This is a genomic window from Chromobacterium sp. INPA-IVC, assembly GCF_059047085.1.
The window spans coordinates 87493-109976 of record NZ_JBTNLS010000008.1; the positions used below are offsets into that span (position 1 = coordinate 87493).

Consider the following 22484-nt stretch of genomic DNA (forward strand, 5'->3'; position numbering starts at 1 on the left):
GCCAGCCCAAAGCCTTGACAAGACGGCTTTCGCCGCCCCGTCATGCTCCGGCAACGCTTAGGCGTTGACGGTAGCGGTATCTACGCGAGCGCCGACGCCCATGGTGCTGGAGACGGCGATCTTTTTCAGATACACGCCCTTGGAAGCTGCCGGCTTGGCTTTCACCAGGGCATCAACCAGAGCGGAGAAGTTTTCACGCAGGGCTTCTGCTTCGAAAGAAGCGCGGCCGATGGTGGCGTGAATGATACCAGCCTTGTCGGTACGGTACTGAACCTGACCGGCCTTGGCGTTCTTCACAGCCTCGGCGACGTTCGGGGTAACAGTGCCGACCTTCGGGTTCGGCATCAGGCCACGCGGGCCCAGGATCTGGCCCAGCTGACCCACAACGCGCATCGCATCCGGGGAAGCGATCACAACGTCGAAGTTCAGGTTGCCGGCCTTGACTTGCTCGGCCAGGTCTTCAAAACCGACCACTTCAGCGCCGGCAGCCTTGGCGGCTTCGGCGTTGGCACCTTGAGCAAATACGGCAACGCGTACGGACTTGCCGGTACCGCGCGGCAGAACCACGGAACCACGGACCACTTGGTCGGATTTACGCGGATCCACACCCAGGTTCACGGCGATGTCGATCGACTCGTCGAACTTGGCAGTGGCGGCAGCCTTGACCAGAGCGATGGCTTCGTCGACGGCGTACAGCTTGTTGCGGTCAACGGTGGCCTTCAGAGTTTGCAGGCGCTTGGAGATCTTAGCCATTTATACGCCCTCCACTTCCAGACCCATCGAACGGGCGGAACCGGCGATGATGCGAACAGCGGCGTCCAGATCAGCAGCGGTCAGATCCGCTTGCTTGGTCTTGGCGATTTCTTCCAGCTGAGCGCGGGTTACTTTACCAACCTTGTCCACGTGCGCCTTGGCGGAGCCGGACTTGATGCCAGCGGCCTTCTTCAGCAGGAAGGTTGCCGGCGGAGTCTTCATCGTGAAGGTGAAGGACTTGTCAGCGTAGGCGGTGATCACAACCGGGATCGGCATGCCGGGTTCCATGCCCTGGGTTTGAGCATTGAACGCCTTGCAGAATTCCATGATGTTCAGACCGCGCTGACCCAGTGCCGGACCGATCGGAGGCGACGGGTTGGCTTTGCCAGCGGCGACTTGCAGCTTGATATAGCCGACAATTTTCTTTGCCACGATTAAAACTCCTAAAATGGGTATAGCGCGAACAGGCGTTCGCTTCCCGGACGAAAGCGCAGAATGTTACACGCTTTCCAAAAGTTTGCCAAGCAAAATCTTACAGCTTTTCGACTTGGCCGAATTCCAGCTCAACCGGCGTGTCGCGACCGAAGATCTGAACCGACACGCGCAGCTTGTTGCGCTCGTAGTTCACTTCATCGACGCTGCCATTGAAGTCGTTGAACGGGCCATCGATGACGCGGACGCGCTCGCCCACCTCGAACAACACCTTCGGCTTCGGCTTCTCCACGCCCTCTTGCATCTGCTGCATGATGGCCTCGACTTCCTTCTTGGAAATCGGAGCCGGGCGATTGGCAGTGCCGCCGACGAAACCGGTCACCTTGGGCGTGCTTTTCACCAGGTGCCAGGTATCGTCGGTCATTTCCATCTCCACCAGCACGTAGCCAGGGAAGAACTTGCGCTCGGTGATGGACTTGCGGCCGTTCTTGACGTCCACAACCTCTTCCACCGGCACCAGAATCTGACCAAATTGGTCCGCGATGTCGGAACGCTCGATACGTTCACGCAGCGCTTTTTGCACGCTCTTCTCAAAACCAGAGTAAGCGTGTACCACATACCAGCGCTTTGCCATTATCTACCTCGACCGAGAATCACATCGTAAAACAGCCAGGACAGGCTGGAATCCACCAGCCACATGAAGAGCGCCAGAACGGTGACGAATACGAACACCATCAGCGTCACCTGGGTCGCCTCCTTGCGCGTCGGCCAAACCACCTTGCGGGCCTCGACCATGGACTCGTTCGCATACACGACCAAGCCCTTGCCCGGAGCAGAAGTCCACACCACGCCGGCAGCCAGCACGATGGAGGCCACGAAAGCCAGCGCGCGCAACAAGCCTTGGCCATCCGGAATCAGATAGAAGCCGACGATGCCGGCAACCACCACAAGACCAGCCAGGAACAACTTGATCTTATCTTGCATTTCCATGTCGATTTTCTCTCGCACACATGCGACAAAAGACCAACCGGCGCAACGCGCCGGCTGGTCTTAATTGGCAGGCCAGGAGGGTCTCGAACCCCCAACCCTCGGTTTTGGAGACCGATACTCTACCAATTGAGCTACTGGCCTTTAAACCTTACTTGATGATCTTGGCAACCACGCCGGCGCCGACGGTACGGCCACCTTCGCGAATAGCGAAGCGCAGACCTTCTTCCATCGCGATCGGAGCGATCAGGGCAACGGTGATTTCCACGTTGTCGCCCGGCATTACCATTTCCACGCCTTCGGCCAGGCTAACTGCGCCGGTCACGTCGGTGGTGCGGAAGTAGAACTGCGGACGGTAGTTCGCGAAGAACGGAGTGTGACGGCCACCTTCGTCCTTGGACAGAACATACACGGAAGCTGCGAAGTCGGTGTGCGGGGTGATGCTGCCCGGCTTGGACAGAACCTGGCCACGCTCCACGTCTTCACGCTTGGTGCCGCGCAGCAGCACGCCAACGTTGTCGCCAGCTTGACCTTGATCCAGCAGCTTGCGGAACATTTCCACGCCGGTGCAGGTGGTCTTCACGGTAGCCTTCAGGCCCACGATTTCCAGCTCTTCGCCGACTTTCACAATGCCGCGCTCTACGCGACCGGTCACCACGGTGCCGCGGCCGGAGATCGAGAACACGTCTTCGATCGGCAGCAGGAACGGCTTGTCAACAGCGCGCTCCGGAGTCGGGATGTAGGAATCCAGCGCGTCAGCCAGACGGAAGATCGACGGCTCGCCCATTTCGGACTGGTCGCCTTCCAGCGCCAGACGTGCGGAGCCAGTCACGATCGGGGTGTCATCGCCCGGGAAGTCGTAGGAAGACAGCAGATCGCGCACTTCCATTTCAACCAGTTCCAGCAGCTCGGCATCGTCAACCAGGTCAGCCTTGTTCAGGTAGACGATGATGTACGGCACGCCAACTTGGCGGGACAGCAGGATGTGTTCGCGGGTTTGCGGCATCGGACCGTCAGCGGCCGAGCAAACCAGGATCGCGCCGTCCATCTGAGCCGCGCCGGTGATCATGTTCTTCACATAGTCGGCGTGACCCGGGCAGTCTACGTGAGCGTAGTGACGGGCTTCGGTTTCGTATTCAACGTGCGCGGTATTGATGGTGATACCACGAGCCTTCTCTTCCGGCGCGCTGTCGATCTGGGAGTAGTCCTTGGCTTCGCCACCGAACTTCTTGGACAGAATGGTGGTGATAGCAGCGGTCAGAGTGGTTTTACCATGGTCCACGTGACCGATGGTGCCGACGTTTACGTGCGGTTTGGTCCGCTCGAACTTTTCCTTAGCCATGGCAAATTTCCTGAATACGAAACAAGCAAATAAAATTGGTGGTGCCCATGGGCAGAATTGAACTGCCGACCTCTCCCTTACCAAGGGAGTGCTCTACCCCTGAGCTACATGGGCCCTTAAACAGGCTACAATCAGACGCTTGGAGCGGGTGAAGGGAATCGAACCCTCGTCGTAAGCTTGGAAGGCTTCTGCTCTACCATTGAGCTACACCCGCCTGGCTTTACAACAAGACAGCTTAACTTCACTGCCAAGCGCTTCATCTAATTCTGGTGGAGGGAGAAGGATTCGAACCTTCGAAGGCAGAGCCGTCAGATTTACAGTCTGATCCCTTTGACCGCTCGGGAATCCCTCCTGAAAGAGACCCGAATATTATAGATGACCCGCCTGATCGTCAACACCTTTTGCGAAAAAAACTTCACTTTTTCGCCGAAAAATAAAAAATGCCCCGCGACCTGCGGGGCATTCCATTTTGCTTCAATAACTTAGCTTGATCAGGCCTTGCCGGAAATCTTCAGATATTTCTGGTGAAGCTCATCCTGGGTCTCCTCGCGGGACGGATCCAGGGGGATGCAATCGACCGGACAGACTTGCTGGCACTGCGGCTCGTCGTAGTGGCCGACGCACTGGGTACACAATTCCGGGTCGATCTGGTAGATCTCCTCGCCCTGGGAGATCGCGTTGTTCGGGCACTCCGGCTCACAGACGTCGCAGTTGATGCATTCGTCGGTAATCATCAAAGACATAGTAATTTCCTCAGGTATTCCACAACATGAATTCTGTCACCCGCCGCCCGGGGTCGCAAGTTCGCGCTGGTTATATCCATAGGCGCAAACTCCCCGCCGCGACGCTCCTATCCAGGCTGGCGGCTCAATAGGCCGTAATGGACCATGCCCGCCTTGTCGCGCCGCAGCGCCGCCAGGCCTTCCGGCAACTCATCCGGCCATTGCCGCGCCTCGACATACAGCACGCCCTCTTCTGACAAGCGCTCCAGCGCCAGCGGCAGCGCCCGCGGCAGCAGGTCGGAGTCGTACGGGGGATCCAGGAAGATCACATCGAAGGTTTCGCGGCTGTTCTTCAGATACAGCAGCGCGTCGCCTGCGACCACGTCTAGCGTGCCGGCCTGCAGCAACTGGCGGTTGGCCTGCAACGACTCATAGACTTTGCGCGACTTCTCCACCATCACCACCCGCCGCGCCGAACGCGACGCCGCCTCGAAGCCCAGCGCGCCGCTGCCGGCGAACAGATCCAGGCAGCTCTTGCCGTACAAATCCTGGCCCAGCCAGTTGAACAGCGTCTCGCGCACGCGGTCCGGCGTCGGCCGCAAGCCTTCGGCTTCGGGGAAAGGCAACAGGCGGCGACGGTAGTCGCCGCCTATGATTCTGACCTTATTACGTGTCTGACTCATGAAAGCTAAACTCTAGGGACAAGCGCGAGAGTTTAACCTGATCAGGACTTTAGCGCCTCATTCCCGCGCGCCGGGCGGCGAATCTGTCGCGCCGGCGGCGAAATTCGGCAACTATTCCTTATATATGTTTCCAGCGACGCCGCAGTTTTCCGACCACGCATCGCCAGCCGATTCTGTGCTCGGCGGCGTTTGAGGATACAATCTTAGCCATTTACCGCTTTTCTGGCCCATTCACGCATGTTTAGCTTCTTCAAGAAAAAGACCAAGCCGGCGGAAACGCCGCAAATCGAAATCCCGGCGCAGGCCGCGCCGGAACAAGCGCCCACCTCGTTTGAGGCCCATGACCCCGCCCCGGCCGCGGCGCCTCAGCTCGACGCGATGCCGGCGATGACGACAGACACGCCGGCTGCCCCCGAACCGGCCCCGGCAGCGCCGATTGCGGCCGCGCCCGCCGCGCCGGTCGAAGAAGCGCCGACGCCGCTGAAGAAAATGAGTTGGACCGAGCGGCTGAAAGCCGGCCTGGCCAAGACCCGCGACCGGCTGGGCAAGCAGTTGGCCGGCCTGTTCGGCGGCGGCAAGATCGACGAAGACCTGTACGAAGAACTGGAAACGGTGCTGCTGACCGCCGACATGGGCATGGACGCCACCGTCCATCTGCTGCAGGACGTGCGCGAGCGCGTGTCGCTGAAGGGCCTGAAGGATTCGTCCGAATTGAAGGGCGCGCTGAAGGATTCGCTGCAGGATCTGATCGGCCCGCTGGAAGTGCCGCTGAACGTGGAAGGCAAGAAGCCGTTCGTGATCATGATGACCGGCGTCAACGGCGCCGGCAAGACCACCTCCATCGGCAAGCTGGCCAAGTACTACCAAAGCCAGGGCAAAAGCGTGCTCCTGGCCGCCGGCGACACCTTCCGCGCCGCCGCGCGCGAACAGCTGATCGCCTGGGGCGAGCGCAACAACGTCACCGTGATCGCTCAGCAGGGCGGCGACTCCGCCGCCGTCTGCTATGACGCGATCCAGGCCGCCGTCGCCCGCGGCATCGACATCGTGCTGGCCGACACCGCCGGCCGCCTGCCTACGCAGCTGCACCTGATGGAAGAGATCAAGAAGGTGAAGCGCGTGATCCAGAAGGCGCTGCCGGACGCCCCGCACGAAGTGGTGCTGGTGCTGGACGCCAATATCGGCCAGAACACCGTCAGCCAGGTGAAGGCCTTCGACGACGCGCTGGGCCTGACCGGCCTGATCCTGACCAAGCTGGACGGCACCGCCAAGGGCGGCGTGATCGCCGCCATCGCCAAACAGCGGCCGATTCCGCTGCGCTTCGTCGGCGTAGGCGAAAGCATCGATGATCTGCGGCCGTTCGACAGCCGCGACTACATCGACGCGCTGTTCGAATAAAACCATGATTCGCGGCCGCAGGCGCGGCCGCCTTTTCTCAGCCAACAAGCGGGAAACCTCTCAATGATACAGTTCGACCAGGTCACCAAGCGCTATCCAGGCGGCAACGAAGCCCTGAAGAACCTGTCGTTCACCATAGAAACCGGCGAAATGGTGTTTCTCGCCGGCCACTCCGGCGCCGGCAAGTCCACCTTGCTGAAGCTGATCGCCGGCATCGAGCGCGCCACCAGCGGCGGCGTCATCGTCAATGGCCAGAACCTGTCCAAGCTGCGCGCCAGCCAAGTGCCCTACGTGCGCCAGCATCTGGGCATGGTGTTCCAGGACCACAAGATCCTGTTCGACCGCAGCGTGTTCGACAACGTGATGCTGCCGCTGGACATCATCGGCTTCGACCGCCGCGACGCCGCCAAGCGCGTGCGCGCGGCGCTGGACAAGGTGGGCCTGCTGCCCAAGGAAAAAATGATGCCGATCCGGCTGTCAGGCGGCGAGCAGCAGCGGCTGTGCATCGCCCGCGCCGTAGTCCACCGCCCCAGCATCCTGCTGGCGGACGAGCCGTCGGCCAACCTGGACCGCGCCTACGCGCTGGACATCATGGAGCTGTTCAAGTCCTTCCATCAGGTGGGCGTCACCGTGCTGATCTCCGCCCACGACGAAACGCTGATGGAAGATTACGGCCGCCGCATCATCCGCCTGAGGGAAGGACAGTTCGCCGCATGAAACACTTTCTCTATCTGAACTGGCAGAGCGCCAAGCAGGCGCTGGCCAAGATCGTCCGCCAGCCCTTCGGCAGCCTGCTGACCCTGTTGATGCTGGCGCTGGCGCTGGCTTTGCCGCTGTCCCTTTACCTCGCGGTCAACAGCGTGCAGGAATGGGTGGGCCGCCTGACCGCCACGCCGCAGATCACGCTGTTCATGGAGCAGACAGCCGAACAGGCCGACATCGCCGCCGTCAACAGCACGCTGTCGCACCACCCCAAGGTGAAGAGCTTCTCCTTCGTCAGCAAGGGCCAGGCGCTGCAGGATCTTGAAAAGCGCAACGGCTTGTCCGGCCTGTCCGACGGCCTGGAAGGCAACCCGCTGCCCGACGCCTTCGTGGTGACGCCCAAGTCTCTCGAGCCGCGCGAGCTGGACATGCTGCAGAAGGAGCTGTCCGGCCTGCCGATGGTGGAGCTGGCGCAATTCGACGCCAGCTGGGCCAAGCGCCTGTACGGCATGGTGGAGATGGGCAAGAAGCTGACCTGGTTCCTGGCCGCCGCTCTGGGCCTGGCGCTGGTGCTGGTCACCCACAACGCGATCCGGATGCAGATCCTGGCCCGCCAGGACGAGATCGCGGTGTCCAAGCTGATCGGCGCCACCGACAGTTTCATCCGCCGCCCCTTCCTGTATCACGCGCTTTGGCAGGGCGTGCTGGCGGCGCTGCTGGCCTGGGGCCTGTCCTGCTGGCTGGCCGCGATGGCCAACCCGGCCATCAGCGAGTTCGCGATGCTGTACGGCGAGCGGGTGGAGCTGCGCGCGCTGAACCTGCCGGAGCTGGCGGCGCTGATCGGCATCTCCGCCGCGCTGGCGATGCTGGGCGCGCGGCTGGCGGCCGACCACCACCTACGCAAGGTGGAGCCGAAGTAAAAATGACAAGCGAAAGGTTTCAACTATCGGGCCGATTGTTAAATATCATTGACTCGGGAACCTTTCGCTGCTAGCACTCTCAATACTCGAGTGCTAACATAGCACTACCCAAGGAGGTAGCCATCGCAATGAACACAACATTTGCCCTTCCCGTCCCGTCGACCAGCGGCAGCCTGGAACAGTACATCCAGGCCGTCAACAGCGTGCCCATGCTGACGCCGGAGCAGGAAACCGAACTCGCGACCCGTTTCCAGCAGGAAAACGACCTGGAAGCGGCGCGGCAGATGGTGCTGTCGCACCTGCGCGTGGTGGTGTCCGTGTCGCGCGGTTACGCCGGCTACGGCTTGCAGCAAGCCGACCTGATCCAGGAAGGCAATATCGGCCTGATGAAGGCGGTGAAGCGCTTCGAGCCGGGCCGCGGCGTGCGCCTGTTCTCGTTCGCCATCCACTGGATCAAGGCCGAGATCCACGAATTCATCCTGCGCAACTGGCGCCTGGTGCGCATCGCCACCACCAAGCCGCAGCGCAAGCTGTTCTTCAACCTGCGCAGCATGAAGAGCGGTTTCTCCGCGCTGTCCGAGCAGGAAGCCAAATCCATCGCCAACGACTTGGGCGTCAAGCCCGAGGAAGTGCGCGAAATGGAAATCCGCATGAACGGCCAGGACATCTCCCTGCTGGCCGACAGCGACGACGAGGACAGCTACGCGCCGATAGACTGGCTGGCCGACAGCCACAGCGAGCCGACCCGCGCGCTGGAGCGCCGCGCTTTCGACCATCTGCAGTCGGAAGGCCTGGAATACGCGCTGTCCACGCTGGACGCCCGCAGCCGCCGCATCGTAGAGGCGCGCTGGCTGGCCGACGACAGCGGCTCCACGCTGCATGAGCTGGCCGCCGAGTTCGGCGTGTCGGCCGAGCGCATCCGCCAGATCGAGGCCAAGGCGCTGACCAAGATGAAAACCGCGCTCAGCGAAGGCGTGGTGCTCGACAACTGATCCCGCGCCGCCGGACGCGAAAAAGCCGCTCGAAGATTCGAGCGGCTTTTTTATTCCCTCCGCCATCCTGCGCGGAGGAAAACCATCACTCCTGCAACGTGCGGAACTTCGCCGGCAGCTTGTCGTAGGCGTCGCGGCTGATCTTGCGCAGCGGCGCCCAGGCCGGCTCCTGATCGCCCAGCGTCTCCAGGAACTGGCCGGCATAGGTCGGGAACGATGCCAGCGTGGTGCGCAGCGTCTGCTCGGCCTTGGCCTGTTTGCCAGCCAGCACCTCCAGCTGGGCGCGCTTCAGCATCACATCCGGATAAGGGCGGAACTCGGTCAGCCGGTCTTCCAGCGCCAGCTTTTGCTTCAAATTGTCCCGGTTAACCGGCAGATAATCGTCCAGCGTGTACAGCGCGTGGTAGGCGAACAAGGGCTTGGTTTCGACGATTTCGACCAGGCGCTCGGTGCGGACCTTGTCCTTGGCCGCGTTGCCGGTCGGCACGTAGAGGTTCACCAGCTCCCAGAACATGGAGGAGGTGCTGATCGACAGCCAGCCCACCCATACCAGCGCCGCCAGCAACGGCAGCCGCAGCGGCCAGGCCAGCGGGCGCTCGCTGCGCGGCGCCATCGCCATGAACACCACCAGCATCGCCAGGAAGTAGTAGTACCACAGCGGGTACTCCAGCATGCTGTGGGTCAGCGTCACCGCGACGCAGCCCAGCGCCAACACACCTTCGGGCTCGGCCTTGCGGCGGAAGAACGGCAGCACCGTCCAGACGAAGCCGGCCACCACCAGCGCGGTCACCACGCCGCCCATCTCCGCCAGCAGCTGCATCAGCAGATTGTGGGCGTTGGTGAACAGCCCGCTGTTGTAGCCGGCCGCGGCGAACTGCGGCAGCGGCTGCAGGCGCACGCTTTCCGCCGCGTACTGCGACCAGCCCACGCCCCACAGCGGATGCGCCTGGAAGGTCATCCAGGCCTTGTGCATCTCGGCGAAGCGGCGCGCGCCCATATCGTCGCCGTTGGCCGCCAGCCGCGCGATGCCGGACGCGTTCTCGACATCGGAGTGGGTCAGCAGCGAAATCAGGTGATTGAACAACGGCAGCGCGAACTGGGCGGCCAGAATCGTGCCGGAAGCGGCCCACATCGCCAGCATCATCCGGCGCGACGCCTCGTCGCGGCCGCGCCAGTGCCACAAGCCGGCCAGCGCCGACAGCGCCACCAGATAGAGCAGGATGGTGCGCGAGCCGGCCCAGCCCAGCATCAGCGCCATCCACAACACCAGCGCGACCAGCCAGCCGCGCCCCAGGCGGCCGACGGCGAACAGGTAGACGCCGGACACCACCGACCACATCAGGTAATGGGCGTACTGGTTGCGCTGGCCGATATGGCCGAAGATATTGCTGGTGGGGTGGGAACCGTCGTAGAACAGCCCCAGCGCCGGCGCCAGGCCGGTCAGCTGGGCGGTGCCGATCAGCGACTGCACCAAGCCACCGACGATGACCGCCCGCGCCAGCCACACCGCGAACTCCCGGTCGCCCAGGGCGCCGCGCAGCGACGCTGTGACCGAGGCCAGCAACGCCGCCGCCAGCCAGGCCAGCGCAGTGACGTAGCTCATGCCGGGAAACAGCAGGTGGACGAACTGCGGCTGCAGCGCCCAGGCCCCGGCCAGGGCCAGGCACAGCCAGCCGGCGCGCGGCATCGAATCGAACAGCCGCGCGCCGGGCAGCAGAAACACGCCGGCGGCCAGTAGCAGCCAGATCACGTTGATCTCGCCGAACCACTGCGGCAGCGGCACGAAGTGGACGCGGGAGGCGAAAGGCACGATGGCGATCAGGCAAAGTGCCAGCAACGCCAGGCGCTCGGAAATCTTCTGAAAAGTCATGGCAGATCAGATGTCGGAAAGCAGGAAGCGGGCAGCATACCGCATGCGCCGCCCCGGCAAAACCCATCAAGTGTGTCGGCGCGTTACAAAGCTCAGAACAGCGTCTTGCGCGTGACCGGCGACGCGACAGTCATCACCGCGGCCACGCGGCCGGCATCCGTAGACATGCCATGCGCGGCGTATGCCTGAGCGGATCGCCCCGCCAGGCTCGCCAACGGCTTCATCTCCGGCTCCTGGCTAGCTGCGAGCACTGCGGCAAACTGAGGGCAATAGTCAGGAAAGCTCGCGATCGCCAGCGCCAGGCTTGCCTGGGCAGCCTCCGGCTGATGAGCCAAAGCTTGCAGCTGGCTGAGCTTGACCAGCGTGGATGGATAAGGCTGCCACTTGGCAAACTGTTCGAAACGAGGAAGCTCAAGCGCCAGCATTTCCCGGGTCGGCACCAGATAGTTCGCCAGCATGAGATTGGTCTCCGCAGTCCAGAACGGATTCAAACCCGCCTTTTCCAGGAAGATGATCCTCTGCTGATTTTCGGCAATCGATCGTGTCGGATAATTGTATCGAATCAGCTTCGGAAACAAAAAAGCGCCGCCGGCGACATGCGCCCACATCGCGCTGCCGGCCAACAAGCAGAGGCCATTGCGCAGCAGTCGGGAAAAAGGCAGCGTCAACGCCGCGGCAGGCGACAAGGCGCATATCAGCGTCAACATTGCCAAAAACGGCATATACCATAGCGGAAACTCAAACTGGCTATGGATCAGTATTGCCGCGGCGATGCTGATCAACATCATGTTCTCGGGTGTTTGCCTGCCCCTTCCCATATAGGGGAAAAGGCACCAAACCAGCCCGACCAGAACAGTCAGCGCGCCGGATAAGCCTGTTTCAGCCAATAGCTGGAAGAAAAGGTTGTGGCAGTGCGTAAACAACCAACTTTCCGGCGCCTTGGGCAGTCCTCCAAACGCCTCCAGACGAACAGACTCGGCCGCGTAACTGCCCAGTCCTCCCCCCACCCAAGGATGCGCCAGAAAGACTTCCCACGCCTTGCTCCATTCTATCCGCCTCCTGGCGCCGAAACCTGCGTCCATCAGACGATCCGAACCGCTCTGCATCTGCAGATGCAATCCCAAATGATTCAGCCCGGCAATGATCTCCCGGTTGAATACCTGCAACAACACCAGCAGGATGACTGCGGACAGCATCGCGTGCAGCATGCGTTTCAGCACTGGATCCGCTGGCGATCGGCGATACCAGAACCATGCGACGCATGCCCAGGCCAAACCATACGCCAACACCAGCCGGGCTCCCGTCCAGGTCATGAACAACGCCAGAAATAAAAGAACGGCAAAGCAGAAACCCATTCTCAACGCACCGCGCGCATACAACAGGCAAACCGCGGGAATGGCCCATGCCACATACTCGGCATACATATTGCGCTGGCCGACATTCCCGAGCAGATCCGTCGGCGAACCCATATTGAACAACACCCAACCGCGGAAAAGCGGCGCCAGTCCCACGATCTGTATCGCGCCCAATATGATCTGGAGCGAAGCGCCCAACACCAAGCAAGCTGCCAAGAGCGCGCACCACCTCTCCCTGCTTATATGGGCGGCGTTGCTGACGAACAGGGAAAGAAACAGCATGCAGCACAAGGCGCCAAGAGCGGGAATGGCGAACAGGAAATTCTGATACCAGAGTCCGGACAAATAGCCCCATTGCAACAATAGCGCGGCTAATACCAACACCACTCGCGGAATGGCCAGCAGCTCTGCCCGAGTCGAAAGAAGCAATATCGACGCCAAACCACAGCCGCCGACGGCAAGCGCATTGCTCCACCAATCCTGAAAGGGAGGGTAGCGAGCGAAGTTCAGAAAAGGAGAAATGAAAAGCAGGGCGTACAGCAAGGCCAGCAAGCCGCCGCTACGAATATTGTTCGAAATATTGCCGCTCACCACCTCGCGCCCCCATGCTTGATATGCAATCGCATTCTCGCTTGGAATGCGCCAAAAAAGAAAGGAGGCGCATGCGCCTCCTGTTCCATCACTGCATTCTAAGCATCAATTCCGGCAAGTCGTCGGAACCACATTCGCGGTCAAGCCGTTCATCGTATAGCCGGTAGGCGCCGTGCCTACCGCAGATGCGGCGGAGTAATAGCAACCCCAGGTGATGCTGCCGGACCCGACGGTCGGCACCAGCGCGATCGCGCTGCCTGAAGACACTGTGCCATTGAAGGCAACGTAGATGATGCCGTTGGCACCAACCGCTACGCCCTGGACGGAAGTGCCCTGAATGGTGGTGGCAAGCCCATAGAGGGAGTTCAAAGGAGCGGTACCGCTCGCCCACGCGTTATTGGTCGAATAATATTCTGCCACCGCTGTCTGCGCGGCAGAGGCAAGCTGCAAGCCTTCCGACACCCGCGCGCGTTTCGAGTAGTCCTGATAAGCCGGAATCGCGATCGCGGCCAGGATGCCGACGATGGCCACCACGATCATCAGTTCGATCAGCGTGAAGCCCTGTTGTTTATGCTGTTTCTTCATGTTGAACTCCCAGTTTGAGCCAAGCTTAGCCAAAGCGGAGGCAGGCGCGTTTGCGCATCCCTCCCTCCCATCTTCAAAGGTCGCGGGTTTGCCCCGTCATGTTGTACCGAAACCAGCCAGCACGAAACATGCCAGCCCCGCAAAGAGCAGCCATCGGCGCCGGCCCGGGCACAGCTTTGTCAGCATAGGTCAGAAACTGCCGTTTTTCGTCACCCCGACTGCCCGTTCGGACTGTGCTAGCATCGCTTTCCCACCCGGATACACAGGAGCCGCCGCATGAGCAACCAAGCCTGGCTGGAGCGCAGTTTCGCCGCCGTCTGGCACCCCTGCACCCAGATGAAGCGCCACGAGCGGCTTCCCATCGTACCCATCGCCAGCGCGGACGGCGTATGGCTGACCGATTTCGACGGCAAGCGCTACCTGGACGGCGTCAGCTCCTGGTGGGTGAACCTGTTCGGCCACGGCCACCCGCGGATCAAGCAAGCGGTGCGCGAGCAGCTGGACCGGCTGGAGCACGTGATGCTGGCCGGCTTCACCCACCGCCCGGTGGTGGAGCTGTCCGAACGCCTGGCCAAGCTATCCGGCCTCGGCCATGCCTTTTACGGCTCCGACGGCGCCAGCGCCACCGAAATCGCGCTGAAAATGAGCTTTCATTACTGGAAGAATGTCGGCCGGCCGCAGAAAAGCCGTTTCGTCAGTCTGGAAAACAGCTATCACGGCGAAACCGTCGGCGCGCTGGCGGTCACCGACGTGCCGCTGTTCTCGTCCACCTACGCCGAGCTGCTGAAGCCCGGCCTGCGCGCGCCCAGCCCGGACGCCCGCCAGGCAGGACCCGGCGAAAGCGCGGCTGATGTCGCGCTGCGCGCCGCCCGCTCGCTGGAAAATCTGCTGGCCAAGCATGGCGGCGAGGTCGCCGCGGTGATCGTCGAGCCGCTGGTCCAAGGGGCCGCCGGCATGGCGATGTACGATCCGGTCTACCTGACCGAGCTGCGCCGGCTGTGCGACCGCTACGAAGTGCATCTCATCGCGGACGAGATCGCCGTCGGCTTCGGCAGAACCGGCAGCTTCTTCGCCTATCAGCAGGCCGGCGTCACGCCGGACTTCCTGTGCCTGTCCAAAGGCATCACCGGCGGCTTCCTGCCTTTGTCCTGCGTGCTGACCCGGGACGAAATCTACCACGCCTTCTACCATGACGACGTGGCGCGCGGCTTCCTGCACTCGCACAGCTACACCGGCAACGCGCTCGCCTGCGCGGCCGCGTTGGCGGTGCTGGACATCTTCGACGACGACAACGTGCTGGAGGCCAACCGGCTCAAGGCCGCCGATTTCACCGAGCGGATGCGCCCGCTGGCCAGCCGGCCCGAAATCCGCCATTTCCGCCATCAGGGGATGATCTGGGCCTTCGACGTCGAAACCACGCGCTCCGACTTTGCATTGGCTTATTTTTCGGCCATGCTGAAACGCGGATGCCTGTTGCGGCCGATAGGCAAAACGGTCTACTTCATGCCGCCGTATACGCTGAAACCCGAAGAGATGGACTGGCTGCTGACGGCCAGCCTCGACGCGCTGGACGAGGTGCTGGCAGGAACAAGCGCCGGCGGCGACGCCACCCCGCTGCCCTGAGCGCCTCCATCCCTTCCCTTTCGCAGCGCCCGCCTCGGAGCCATGCCCGAATGCCGCCACTCGTCTTGCCGAAGAAGGATATGGACCCGCAACTCGTCGACACCCAGCCAGCCAGCGTCGCAGCCTGGCTGGAGCGCCTCCCTTACACCGACCTTGCCGAATGCGGCAAGCTGCTGGGCCAGGGCCTCCACCAGCTGGGCCGCGTCCCGATGGATCCCATGCAGCGCTACAAGCTGCTCAAGCTCTATCTGAAAGCGCTGGATCGTTACTACCCCTTGCTGGAGAGCGAAGCCCAGCACGGCGATGCGGTCGCCTCCCCCAAGATGCGGCTGCTGGCGGCCATCGGCGTCAAGCTGTTCGCCAACCTGTTCCTGGCCTTCAAGCAGACGCTCAACGAGAAGCTGGCCCGCCATGCGCTGCTGGAGCGCGAGCAGCCCAAACAGGAACTGCTGCTGTACACGATGATGGCCGCGCGCCAATACCTGAACATCAGCCAGCAAAACTACTGTCCGCTGCCTCCCGGTTTCTGGCTCGACTGCCACCAGTTGTACGGGCTGGCGCTACAGCGCGGCTGGCAGGACAAATCACTGGCCGGCGACGACACGCTGGCCATCATGTATCGCCAATTGCTGCTGTTGGGACTCACCGCCACCAACCGACTATCGACCGGCGACATGCAGCTGGCCAGACAGCTGGCTTATGACCTGGCCAAGCAGGTGGAGCTGCTGCCGCTGGCGCAACTGCCGGAAGGCCGCCAGGGCTATGTGCTAGACCTGCGGGAAGACGCCCCGCCCCGCTACCTCCCGGCCCGGCCGTCCCCATCCCAGCCGGACTGCTTCCTGGTCGAGCTGTCCGGCGCGCTGGCCTCGATGCGGAAAAGCCTGGTCCAGCTGCGCAAAACCTCCAGCGGCAGCGCCTCTCCCATGCTCAACGACGAAGTGCGGCTGCTCAGCAGCCTGACCGAGGAGTGGCAGCGTCCGCGGCGCCGGCGGCACAACCGGGAAGACGCGCGCGCGGTGGCCGAAATCACCGCCGGCGTCGCCGCCATCTGGCACCGCGTCAACGGCGGCAGCTGGCAGCCGGCCGGCGCGCCCCCCGACGAGGACAGCGCCCATCTGCGCCCGCCTCCCGCTTCCAGCCTGTTGACCGTCGCCAACCGCAGCGAATCGGGCTATTTGCTGCGCGGCCTGCCGCTGGAACAGCCGTTGCGCGCCGGGGAAGTCCTGCTGCTGGACCTGGCCGGCGAGGTCCGGCTGTGCGCGGTGCGCTGGGTGCTGATGCAGCCGGCCGGGGCGGAAGTGGAGTGCGGCGTGGAAATCCTGGGGCCGCAGCCGCAGCCGGTGCGGGCCATGCCCAGCATCACCCACAGCGGCGACAGCTTCCAGCGCGGCCTGAGGCTGCCCGCCAGCGCCGGCGCCCCGGCGCTGCTGCTGTTGCCGGGCCATCCCTTCAGCCAGTTGCGCGAGTTCCGGCTGCGCGATGAAAACGGCGAGCAACTGATCCGCGTCTCCAGGCTGCACCAGCAATCGCCGCATTTCCAGCTGATGGAATACCGTCCCAGCGAGCAATTTTGACCTGGCGCAAGCTCCGGGCTTTTTCGGGTACACTGCCCTCTCTATAATTATTGGCTTTCATAGAGAGGTCCGTTGATGCACTCGGTGATTCACGCTTCCGACCGTATCGTGGTCAAAGTAGGCTCCAGCCTGGTAACCAACGACGGCAGGGGACTGGACCTGAACGCCCTGGCGCGCTGGGCGGAGGAAGTCGCCGAACTGAAGCGCCGCGGCAAGCAAGTGGTGCTGGTTTCCAGCGGCGCCATCGCCGAAGGCTGCCAGCGTCTGGGCTGGACCGTGCGCCCCAAGGGCGTGCACGAGTTGCAAGCCGCCGCCGCCGTCGGCCAGATGGGTCTGTGCCAGGCCTATGAGAGCGCTTTCCGTTCCTTCGGCCTGCGCACCGCGCAGATCCTGCTCACCCACGAAGACCTGGCCGACCGCACCCGCTACCTGAACGCCCGCTCCACGCTGACCAGCCTGCTCAATCTGAACGTGGTGCCGATCATCAACGAGAACGACACCGTGGTCACCAGCGAAATCCGCTTCGGCGACAACGACACGCTGGGCGCTCTGGTCACCAACCTGATCGAAGCCGACGCGCTGGTGATCCTGACCGACCAGAAAGGCCTGTACAGCGCCGACCCGCGCAAGCATCCCGACGCCGAATTCATCCACCAGGCCGAGGCCGGCGACGAGCGCCTGGAAGAAATGGCCGGCGGCGCCGGCTCCAGCATCGGCACCGGCGGCATGATCACCAAGATCCTGGCCGCCAAGCGCGCCGCCCGCAGCGGCGCCGCCACCGTGATCGCCAGCGGCCGCGAACCGCACGTGCTGTCGCGGCTGGCCGACGGCGAAGGCATCGGCACCCAGCTGGTCTCCGCCACCAACCGCATGGCCGCGCGCAAGCAATGGCTGGCCGACCACCTGAAGCTGGCCGGCCGCCTGCAGCTGGACGACGGCGCCGCCCTGGCGATACGCGAGCGCGGCACCAGCCTGCTGCCGGTGGGCGTCAGCGCGGTGGAGGGCGATTTCCTGCGCGGCGAGGCGGTGGCCTGCGTCGACGCCGCCGGCAACGAAGTGGCGCGCGGCCTGGTCAACTACAGCTCGGACGAGGCGCGCCAGATCATGCGCAAGAGCACGCGCGAGATCGAAGCCGCGCTCGGCTACATCGTGGAGCCGGAATTGATCCACCGCGACAATATGGTGGCGCTCTGACATCGCCCGACATGCGGTAAACGGTTTTCCCGACCCCTGCCCGGCAGGGGTTAGTTTTTGCAACACCAAAATAATCGACAAGGATTTTCCGTATATGAACAAGATCGCCCTGGCCGCCTTGTTGGCGGTGGCCTGCGGTTCGGCCGCAGCCGAAGACGTGCTGCACATCTACAACTGGAACAACGCGCTGTCGCCGGACACCGCCAAGCGCTTCGAGCAGTCGTGCAAGTGCAAGCTGGTTCAGGACTATTACGGCGACAACGAAGAGATGCTGGCCAAACTGGCCGCCGGGGCCAAGGGCTACGACATGGTGTTCCCCACCGCCTTCGCGGTGAACACGCTGCTGAAGCAGGGCAAGCTGCAGCCGCTGGACAAGAGCAAGCTGCCCAACTGGAAAAACCTGAACAGCGGCTATCTGGCGCTCAATCAGCCCTTCGATCCGGGCAACCGTTACGCCGCCCCGACCGTGGTGTCGCTGACGCTGATCGGCTACAACGCCACCCAGCTGAAGAAGGCCGGCGTCGAAGGCAAAACCAATAGCTGGGCGCTGGTATTCGATCCGGCCGTGCTGGCCAAGATCAAGGGCAAGGTCACCGTGCTGGACAGCCAGCGCGAGTTGATGGCCGCCGCGCTGATGTATCTGGGCAAGGACGCCAACTCCACCAACCCGTCCGACTGGAAGGCGGCGGCGGAAACGATACGCAAGGCCAAGCCGTATTGGGCCGCGTTCAACAACCAGAGCTACATCAAGGAGCTGACCGTCGGCAACATCTGGGTGGCGCTGGGCTATTCCAACGACCTGTTCCAGGCGCAGCAGGATGCGAAGACCGCCAAGCGGCCGTTCGAGCTGGCTTACCGTCCGCAGCGGGAAGGCAATGTGCTGGCCATCGACAATATGACCATCCTGAAGGACGCGCCGCGCCCGGACCTGGCGCACAAGTTCATCAACTTCATGCTGGACGGCAAGAACGCGTCTGAGATCTCCAACCAGATCGGCGCCACCAATCCGGTGAAGGCAGCCGAGGCTTTCTTCAAGCCGCAGATCAAGGCCAACCCGGTGATCATGCTGGAGCCGGCCAAGGGCAAGTACGTGGCGCTGAAGGATCTGGACGTGAAGTCCCGCCGCGAGCTGAACCGCCAGTGGTCGCAGGTGAAGATCGGCCGCTGAGTGCCCGCTCCATGAAAAACGCCAGCCTCAGGCTGGCGTTTTTCATTCATGGATCACCGTCACCCGCGGCCAGCGCTCGCGGTAGCGCTTGTCCGCCACCCGCTGCCGGTAAATCTCCAGATTGGCCCTGGCCGGATTGCGGCGCACCGCCATGCCGAACAGATCGCCCAACCCAAAAGGCGCGATGATGCGCAGCTTGTCGTCTGCGTCACTCGTCGCCATGCTGGCGCGGGCCCGACTCCTCGCGACGGTACTCCACCGCGCGCATGATCGCGTAGGCCAGCATCGCGCACAGGAAGAACAGCAGCACCACCCAGGCGATGGATTGCAAGGTGCTGATGAAGGCCTGGAACAGTTCCAGCAGCCAGCGCTCGCCGCTCAATTGCAGCTGGGTGGTGCCCTTGCCCGGCGCCGGCGGCAGATATTGCTGCAGCGACCATTGGCGCACGCCGCCGGAAATGCCGCTGACCACGATGGCGAAGAACACGTACTTGCGCCAGGCGTCGGCCAGGTCCTGCCCCAGCGTGCGGCTGAGTATCTTGCCGACCGCGGGGTCGAAGAAACGGGCGGCGGCGGCGGCGGTAACCACCACCACGATCAGGATGGTGGTGAACAACACGTAGAACATGATGGCTTGCTCGATCAAGGAATACTGTCATTGTACGCGCTTTGCATGCTCGCCACCCGGCCAGCCTTTGCGCGCCGACAAACGCAGCCCCCTTCTGCCGCATCCGGGATGCGGAAACGGCCCCGAAGGGCCGCTCAACGAATCATGGGCAGGACATCAGGCATCCTTCGCCGGCAGGCCGAAATGCAGATAGGCCTGGGAAGTGGCCATCCGCCCGCGCGGGGTGCGCTGAAGATAGCCTTGCTGGATCAGGAAAGGCTCGATCACGTCCTCGATGGTGTCGGTGGATTCGCCTATCGCGGCGGCGACGTTGTCCAGGCCCACCGGCCCGCCGGAAAACTTCTCCAGGATGGCCTGCAGCAGCTTGCGGTCCATCACGTCCAGGCCGGCCGGATCGACGTCCAGCATCGCCAGCGCGGCGTCGGCCACCGCCACCGTCACCACGCCGTCGGACTTCACCTCGGCGTAGTCGCGCACCCGGCGCAGCAGGCGGTTGGCGATGCGCGGCGTGCCGCGCGAGCGCTTGGCCACTTCGAAGGCGCCGTCGTCGGACAGCTGCACATTGAGCAGGCCGGCCGAGCGGCTGACGATGCGAGTCAGCTCCTCGGCGTTGTAGAACTCCAGCCGGGCGACGATGCCGAAGCGGTCGCGCAGCGGATTGGTCAGCATGCCGGCGCGGGTGGTGGCGCCCACCAGCGTGAACGGCGGCAGGTCTATCTTCACCGACCGCGCAGCTGGGCCCTCGCCTATCATGATGTCGATCTGATAGTCCTCCAGCGCCGGGTAGAGGATTTCCTCCACCACCGGCGACAGGCGGTGGATCTCGTCGATGAACAGCACATCGTGCGGCTCCAGATTGGTCAGCAGCGCCGCCAGGTCGCCGGCGCGCTCCAGCACCGGGCCGGAGGTCTGGCGCAGATTGACGCCCATCTCGCGCGCGACGATGTGCGCCAGCGTGGTCTTGCCGAGGCCCGGCGGGCCGAACAAGAGCACGTGGTCCAGCGCCTCGCCGCGCCTCTTCGCCGCCTCGATGAAGATCTCCAGCTGCTCCCGCGCCTTCTTCTGGCCCACGTATTCATCCAGCAGCTTGGGCCGCAGCGCGCGCTCCAGCGCCTCTTCCTGGTCGGACGCGCGTTGCGGGGTGACGATGCGGCGCTCCGGCGCGGCGCCGAACAGCTTGTCGGTTTCTATCATCGGGGGAACTCTTGGGATGAATCTTGCTGCCGACATTCTAACACCGCGCTATACTCGCCGCTGGCCGCGCTGTGCGGCCAACGTCTTCGGGGCGGGGTGCAATTCCCCACCGGCGGTATGGCGCGCAAGCGCCGAGCCCGCGAGCGCCTTCGCCGCACGGCGAGGGGTCAGCAGATCTGGTGAAATGCCAGAGCCGACGGTAATAGTCCGGATGAAAGAAGACGACGCCAGCTTTCCGTCCGCGCCCGCGGCGGGAAAACTGTGTCGTATCCGCGCGTTTATCGCGCCGGATAGCCGTACGCTATCCGCTTCACGCCCACGGGACGTGTTTCTCAATCCATTATTTGAGGACCGTTTCCATGAACGCCCACACCGATATCCTTTCCCTGCGCGTCCACGCCGCGCTTGACGCCTTGCGCCGCGGCCTGCCGGTCATCGTCGCCGACGACGCCGACCGCGAAAACGAGGCCGACCTGATCCTGGCCGCCGACATGCTCACCGTGCCCGAAATGGCGCGGATGATCCGCGACGGCAGCGGCATCGTCTGCCTGTGCGTCACGCCCGAGCGGGCCGAGCGGCTGCAGTTGCCGCCGATGGCCGCCGAAAACGGCAGCCGCTACGGCACCGCCTTCACCATCGCCATCGAAGCGGCCGAGGGCGTCACCACCGGCGTGTCCGCCGCCGACCGCGTCACCACCATGCGCGCCGCCATCCATCCCGACGCCAAGGCCAGCGACCTGGTGCGGCCCGGCCACGTCTATCCCATCGTCGCCCGCGCCGGCGGCGTGCGCGAGCGCCGCGGCCACACCGAAGCCTCGGTGGAGCTGGCGCGGCTGGCCGGCTTCAGCCCGGCCGGCGTGCTGTGCGAGCTGATGAATCCGGACGGCACGATGATGCGCGGCCAGCAAGTGCAGGATTACGCCGAGCGCCACGATCTGCCCCAGCTGTCGGTCGCCGAGCTGGCCGAATGGCTGCAGCGCGAACAGGCTTGAGGAGGCGCGACATGTTCACAGGCATCACCCAGGCCATCGGCCGCATCGCCGCCATCGAAGAAGGCGAGGCCAGCCGCCGCATCGCCGTCGATTTTCCGGCCGGCTTCTGCGCCGGGCTCATCCAGGGCTGCAGCGTGTCCGTCAACGGCGCCTGCCTGACCGTGGCCGCGCCGCCTCAGGGAGACCGCGCCGAGTTCGACCTGATCCTGCCGACGCTGGTCACCAGCACGCTGGCCGCGTGCGCCGTCGGCGATGAAGTCAACGCCGAGCGCGCCTTGCGCGACGGCGCCGAAATCGGCGGCCACGCGCTGTCCGGCCATGTCGATTATCAAGCCACCATCGAGCAGCGCAAGGAATACGGCGACAACCTGTGCCTGCGGCTGTCGGTGCCCGCCGGCGCGCTGCGCTACCTGTTCGCCAAAGGCTACGCGGCGCTGGACGGCGTCAGCCTGACCATCGCCGACATCGACAAACAGGCCGGCTGGATAGAAGTGTGGCTGATCCCGGAAACCCGCCGCGCCACCTCGCTCGGCGCCAAGCAAGCCGGCAGCCGGCTGAACCTGGAAATCGAGCGCGACACCCAGGTGCTGGTCGACACCATGCGCGAGGCGCTGGAGGACAAGCTGGCGGCACTGATGCCGCTGCTCGCGCCCAGGCTGGACGAGCTGGCGCCCGCGCTGTTGCCGGCCGCCCGCCACCGCCCGGCGCTGGCCGCGCGCTGAGCGCGGGCCGGCGGCCGCGAACCAATCGGCCGCCCGCCTGTCTGCAGAACAGGGGCGCAT

General features: G+C 63.6%; 23 protein-coding genes, 4 tRNA genes and 1 riboswitch. Of the genes, 10 read left to right on the top strand and 17 right to left on the bottom strand.

Features of this window, described 5'->3' with window-relative positions; genetic code table 11:
• Nucleotides 1-57 precede the first annotated feature (57 nt).
• The 11 genes from rplA to rsmD form a co-directional block, all read right to left on the bottom strand.
• Complete coding sequence (gene rplA / locus ACX17K_RS16085) at nucleotides 58-753, bottom strand: 50S ribosomal protein L1 (RefSeq protein ID WP_231154001.1); 696 nt, start codon at nucleotides 751-753, stop codon at nucleotides 58-60.
• Nucleotides 754-1185, bottom strand: coding sequence for a 50S ribosomal protein L11 (gene rplK, locus ACX17K_RS16090; RefSeq protein WP_231154000.1), 432 nt, complete (start codon nucleotides 1183-1185; stop codon nucleotides 754-756).
• A gap of 100 nt (nucleotides 1186-1285) precedes the next feature.
• The gene (gene nusG, locus ACX17K_RS16095) at nucleotides 1286-1819 is read right to left on the bottom strand and encodes a transcription termination/antitermination protein NusG (protein WP_021479133.1); all 534 of its coding nucleotides are present in this window, start codon (nucleotides 1817-1819) and stop codon (nucleotides 1286-1288) included.
• Complete coding sequence (gene secE / locus ACX17K_RS16100; protein WP_231153999.1) at nucleotides 1819-2175, bottom strand: preprotein translocase subunit SecE; 357 nt, start codon at nucleotides 2173-2175, stop codon at nucleotides 1819-1821. The genes nusG and secE overlap by 1 nt, the downstream gene beginning before the upstream one ends.
• 65 nt (nucleotides 2176-2240) lie before the next feature.
• Nucleotides 2241-2316 (bottom strand) — tRNA-Trp (locus ACX17K_RS16105).
• Nucleotides 2317-2323: 7 nt separating this feature from the next.
• Nucleotides 2324-3514, bottom strand: a complete 1191-nt coding sequence (tuf, locus tag ACX17K_RS16110; RefSeq protein ID WP_347370143.1) for an elongation factor Tu — start codon at nucleotides 3512-3514, stop codon at nucleotides 2324-2326.
• 39 nt (nucleotides 3515-3553) lie between these two features.
• A tRNA-Thr gene (locus ACX17K_RS16115) sits at nucleotides 3554-3628 on the bottom strand.
• Between the two features lie 26 nt (nucleotides 3629-3654).
• Nucleotides 3655-3728: transfer RNA gene (locus tag ACX17K_RS16120), tRNA-Gly, on the bottom strand.
• Between the two features lie 53 nt (nucleotides 3729-3781).
• Nucleotides 3782-3866 (bottom strand) — tRNA-Tyr (locus ACX17K_RS16125).
• Nucleotides 3867-4005: 139 nt separating this feature from the next.
• Nucleotides 4006-4257 carry a YfhL family 4Fe-4S dicluster ferredoxin gene (locus ACX17K_RS16130; RefSeq protein ID WP_021478148.1) on the bottom strand — a complete coding sequence of 84 codons (252 nt, stop codon included), beginning with the start codon at nucleotides 4255-4257 and terminating at the stop codon, nucleotides 4006-4008.
• 107 nt (nucleotides 4258-4364) lie between these two features.
• The gene (gene rsmD / locus ACX17K_RS16135) at nucleotides 4365-4919 is read right to left on the bottom strand and encodes a 16S rRNA (guanine(966)-N(2))-methyltransferase RsmD (RefSeq protein WP_493775585.1); all 555 of its coding nucleotides are present in this window, start codon (nucleotides 4917-4919) and stop codon (nucleotides 4365-4367) included.
• 237 nt (nucleotides 4920-5156) lie between these two features.
• On the opposite strand from rsmD, the gene ftsY reads away from it, so the two are divergent.
• From ftsY to rpoH, 4 genes are all read left to right on the top strand, one after another.
• On the top strand, nucleotides 5157-6314 hold the full coding sequence (gene ftsY, locus ACX17K_RS16140; protein WP_493775586.1) for a signal recognition particle-docking protein FtsY: 1158 nt from the start codon (nucleotides 5157-5159) through the stop codon (nucleotides 6312-6314).
• 63 nt (nucleotides 6315-6377) lie between these two features.
• Nucleotides 6378-7031, top strand: coding sequence for a cell division ATP-binding protein FtsE (gene ftsE / locus ACX17K_RS16145; RefSeq protein ID WP_011137750.1), 654 nt, complete (start codon nucleotides 6378-6380; stop codon nucleotides 7029-7031).
• Nucleotides 7028-7936, top strand: coding sequence for a permease-like cell division protein FtsX (gene ftsX / locus ACX17K_RS16150; RefSeq protein WP_046158084.1), 909 nt, complete (start codon nucleotides 7028-7030; stop codon nucleotides 7934-7936). Before ftsE ends, ftsX begins: the two co-directional genes overlap by 4 nt.
• Before the next feature lie 128 nt (nucleotides 7937-8064).
• The gene (gene rpoH / locus ACX17K_RS16155; protein WP_021478152.1) at nucleotides 8065-8928 is read left to right on the top strand and encodes an RNA polymerase sigma factor RpoH; all 864 of its coding nucleotides are present in this window, start codon (nucleotides 8065-8067) and stop codon (nucleotides 8926-8928) included.
• An 85-nt stretch (nucleotides 8929-9013) separates the two neighbouring features.
• On the opposite strand, the gene ACX17K_RS16160 is transcribed toward rpoH, so the two are convergent.
• From ACX17K_RS16160 to ACX17K_RS16170, 3 genes are all read right to left on the bottom strand, one after another.
• Entirely contained in the window at nucleotides 9014-10798 is a 1785-nt protein-coding gene (locus tag ACX17K_RS16160; RefSeq protein WP_493775587.1) for a PglL family O-oligosaccharyltransferase, read from the bottom strand.
• Nucleotides 10799-10890: 92 nt separating this feature from the next.
• Nucleotides 10891-12744, bottom strand: a complete 1854-nt coding sequence (locus ACX17K_RS16165; protein WP_493775588.1) for a PglL family O-oligosaccharyltransferase — start codon at nucleotides 12742-12744, stop codon at nucleotides 10891-10893.
• A 105-nt stretch (nucleotides 12745-12849) separates the two neighbouring features.
• A complete protein-coding gene (locus ACX17K_RS16170; RefSeq protein ID WP_493775589.1) occupies nucleotides 12850-13329 on the bottom strand; it encodes a pilin in 480 nt (159 codons plus the stop codon).
• 276 nt (nucleotides 13330-13605) lie between these two features.
• Here ACX17K_RS16170 and ACX17K_RS16175 point away from each other — a divergent pair, with 276 nt between their 5' ends.
• The 4 genes from ACX17K_RS16175 to ACX17K_RS16190 all read left to right on the top strand — a co-directional run bounded on the left by ACX17K_RS16175 (nucleotide 13606) and on the right by ACX17K_RS16190 (nucleotide 18888).
• On the top strand, nucleotides 13606-14952 hold the full coding sequence (locus ACX17K_RS16175; RefSeq protein ID WP_493775590.1) for an adenosylmethionine--8-amino-7-oxononanoate transaminase: 1347 nt from the start codon (nucleotides 13606-13608) through the stop codon (nucleotides 14950-14952).
• 80 nt (nucleotides 14953-15032) lie between these two features.
• Nucleotides 15033-16526, top strand: coding sequence for a cyclic-di-GMP receptor FimW-related protein (locus tag ACX17K_RS16180; RefSeq protein WP_493775591.1), 1494 nt, complete (start codon nucleotides 15033-15035; stop codon nucleotides 16524-16526).
• Between the two features lie 75 nt (nucleotides 16527-16601).
• The gene (proB, locus tag ACX17K_RS16185; RefSeq protein WP_493775592.1) at nucleotides 16602-17720 is read left to right on the top strand and encodes a glutamate 5-kinase; all 1119 of its coding nucleotides are present in this window, start codon (nucleotides 16602-16604) and stop codon (nucleotides 17718-17720) included.
• 94 nt (nucleotides 17721-17814) lie between these two features.
• On the top strand, nucleotides 17815-18888 hold the full coding sequence (locus tag ACX17K_RS16190) for an ABC transporter substrate-binding protein (protein WP_493775593.1): 1074 nt from the start codon (nucleotides 17815-17817) through the stop codon (nucleotides 18886-18888).
• A 42-nt stretch (nucleotides 18889-18930) separates the two neighbouring features.
• On the opposite strand, the gene ACX17K_RS16195 is transcribed toward ACX17K_RS16190, so the two are convergent.
• From ACX17K_RS16195 to ruvB, 3 genes are all read right to left on the bottom strand, one after another.
• Nucleotides 18931-19110, bottom strand: coding sequence for a nucleotidyltransferase family protein (locus tag ACX17K_RS16195; RefSeq protein WP_493775594.1), 180 nt, complete (start codon nucleotides 19108-19110; stop codon nucleotides 18931-18933).
• Complete coding sequence (locus tag ACX17K_RS16200) at nucleotides 19097-19516, bottom strand: hypothetical protein (protein WP_346560770.1); 420 nt, start codon at nucleotides 19514-19516, stop codon at nucleotides 19097-19099. The genes ACX17K_RS16195 and ACX17K_RS16200 overlap by 14 nt, the downstream gene beginning before the upstream one ends.
• Nucleotides 19517-19672: 156 nt before the next feature.
• The gene (gene ruvB, locus ACX17K_RS16205; RefSeq protein ID WP_493775595.1) at nucleotides 19673-20710 is read right to left on the bottom strand and encodes a Holliday junction branch migration DNA helicase RuvB; all 1038 of its coding nucleotides are present in this window, start codon (nucleotides 20708-20710) and stop codon (nucleotides 19673-19675) included.
• A 78-nt stretch (nucleotides 20711-20788) separates the two neighbouring features.
• A riboswitch (FMN riboswitch) is annotated at nucleotides 20789-20937 on the top strand.
• A 132-nt stretch (nucleotides 20938-21069) separates the two neighbouring features.
• On the opposite strand from ruvB, the gene ribB reads away from it, so the two are divergent.
• Together ribB and ACX17K_RS16215 are read left to right on the top strand one after the other, a co-directional pair.
• Nucleotides 21070-21702 (top strand): 3,4-dihydroxy-2-butanone-4-phosphate synthase, encoded by a 633-nt coding sequence (ribB, locus tag ACX17K_RS16210; protein WP_493775596.1) that lies wholly within the window; start codon nucleotides 21070-21072, stop codon nucleotides 21700-21702.
• A gap of 11 nt (nucleotides 21703-21713) precedes the next feature.
• Nucleotides 21714-22424: a riboflavin synthase subunit alpha gene (locus tag ACX17K_RS16215; RefSeq protein WP_493775597.1), complete on the top strand. Its 711-nt coding sequence runs from the start codon at nucleotides 21714-21716 to the stop codon at nucleotides 22422-22424.
• The last annotated feature ends 60 nt before the right edge of the window (nucleotides 22425-22484 follow it).

Bases quoted from the DNA above. Each gene is read 5' to 3' on its own strand.
- ACX17K_RS16175 (WP_493775590.1), top strand. From the start codon at position 13,606: ATGAGCAACCAAGCCTGGCTGGAGCGCAGTTTCGCCGCCGTCTGGCAC.
- ftsY (WP_493775586.1), top strand. From the start codon at position 5,157: ATGTTTAGCTTCTTCAAGAAAAAGACCAAGCCGGCGGAAACGCCGCAA.
- ACX17K_RS16195 (WP_493775594.1), bottom strand. From the start codon at position 19,110: ATGGCGACGAGTGACGCAGACGACAAGCTGCGCATCATCGCGCCTTTT.
- ACX17K_RS16200 (WP_346560770.1), bottom strand. From the start codon at position 19,516: ATGTTCTACGTGTTGTTCACCACCATCCTGATCGTGGTGGTGGTTACC.
- ACX17K_RS16160 (WP_493775587.1), bottom strand. From the start codon at position 10,798: ATGACTTTTCAGAAGATTTCCGAGCGCCTGGCGTTGCTGGCACTTTGC.
- tuf (WP_347370143.1), bottom strand. From the start codon at position 3,514: ATGGCTAAGGAAAAGTTCGAGCGGACCAAACCGCACGTAAACGTCGGC.
- ribB (WP_493775596.1), top strand. From the start codon at position 21,070: ATGAACGCCCACACCGATATCCTTTCCCTGCGCGTCCACGCCGCGCTT.
- ACX17K_RS16190 (WP_493775593.1), top strand. From the start codon at position 17,815: ATGAACAAGATCGCCCTGGCCGCCTTGTTGGCGGTGGCCTGCGGTTCG.
- proB (WP_493775592.1), top strand. From the start codon at position 16,602: ATGCACTCGGTGATTCACGCTTCCGACCGTATCGTGGTCAAAGTAGGC.
- ACX17K_RS16215 (WP_493775597.1), top strand. From the start codon at position 21,714: ATGTTCACAGGCATCACCCAGGCCATCGGCCGCATCGCCGCCATCGAA.
- ACX17K_RS16180 (WP_493775591.1), top strand. From the start codon at position 15,033: ATGGACCCGCAACTCGTCGACACCCAGCCAGCCAGCGTCGCAGCCTGG.
- ruvB (WP_493775595.1), bottom strand. From the start codon at position 20,710: ATGATAGAAACCGACAAGCTGTTCGGCGCCGCGCCGGAGCGCCGCATC.
- secE (WP_231153999.1), bottom strand. From the start codon at position 2,175: ATGGAAATGCAAGATAAGATCAAGTTGTTCCTGGCTGGTCTTGTGGTG.
- ftsE (WP_011137750.1), top strand. From the start codon at position 6,378: ATGATACAGTTCGACCAGGTCACCAAGCGCTATCCAGGCGGCAACGAA.
- nusG (WP_021479133.1), bottom strand. From the start codon at position 1,819: ATGGCAAAGCGCTGGTATGTGGTACACGCTTACTCTGGTTTTGAGAAG.
- rsmD (WP_493775585.1), bottom strand. From the start codon at position 4,919: ATGAGTCAGACACGTAATAAGGTCAGAATCATAGGCGGCGACTACCGT.
- rplA (WP_231154001.1), bottom strand. From the start codon at position 753: ATGGCTAAGATCTCCAAGCGCCTGCAAACTCTGAAGGCCACCGTTGAC.
- ACX17K_RS16170 (WP_493775589.1), bottom strand. From the start codon at position 13,329: ATGAAGAAACAGCATAAACAACAGGGCTTCACGCTGATCGAACTGATG.
- ACX17K_RS16130 (WP_021478148.1), bottom strand. From the start codon at position 4,257: ATGTCTTTGATGATTACCGACGAATGCATCAACTGCGACGTCTGTGAG.
- rpoH (WP_021478152.1), top strand. From the start codon at position 8,065: ATGAACACAACATTTGCCCTTCCCGTCCCGTCGACCAGCGGCAGCCTG.
- ftsX (WP_046158084.1), top strand. From the start codon at position 7,028: ATGAAACACTTTCTCTATCTGAACTGGCAGAGCGCCAAGCAGGCGCTG.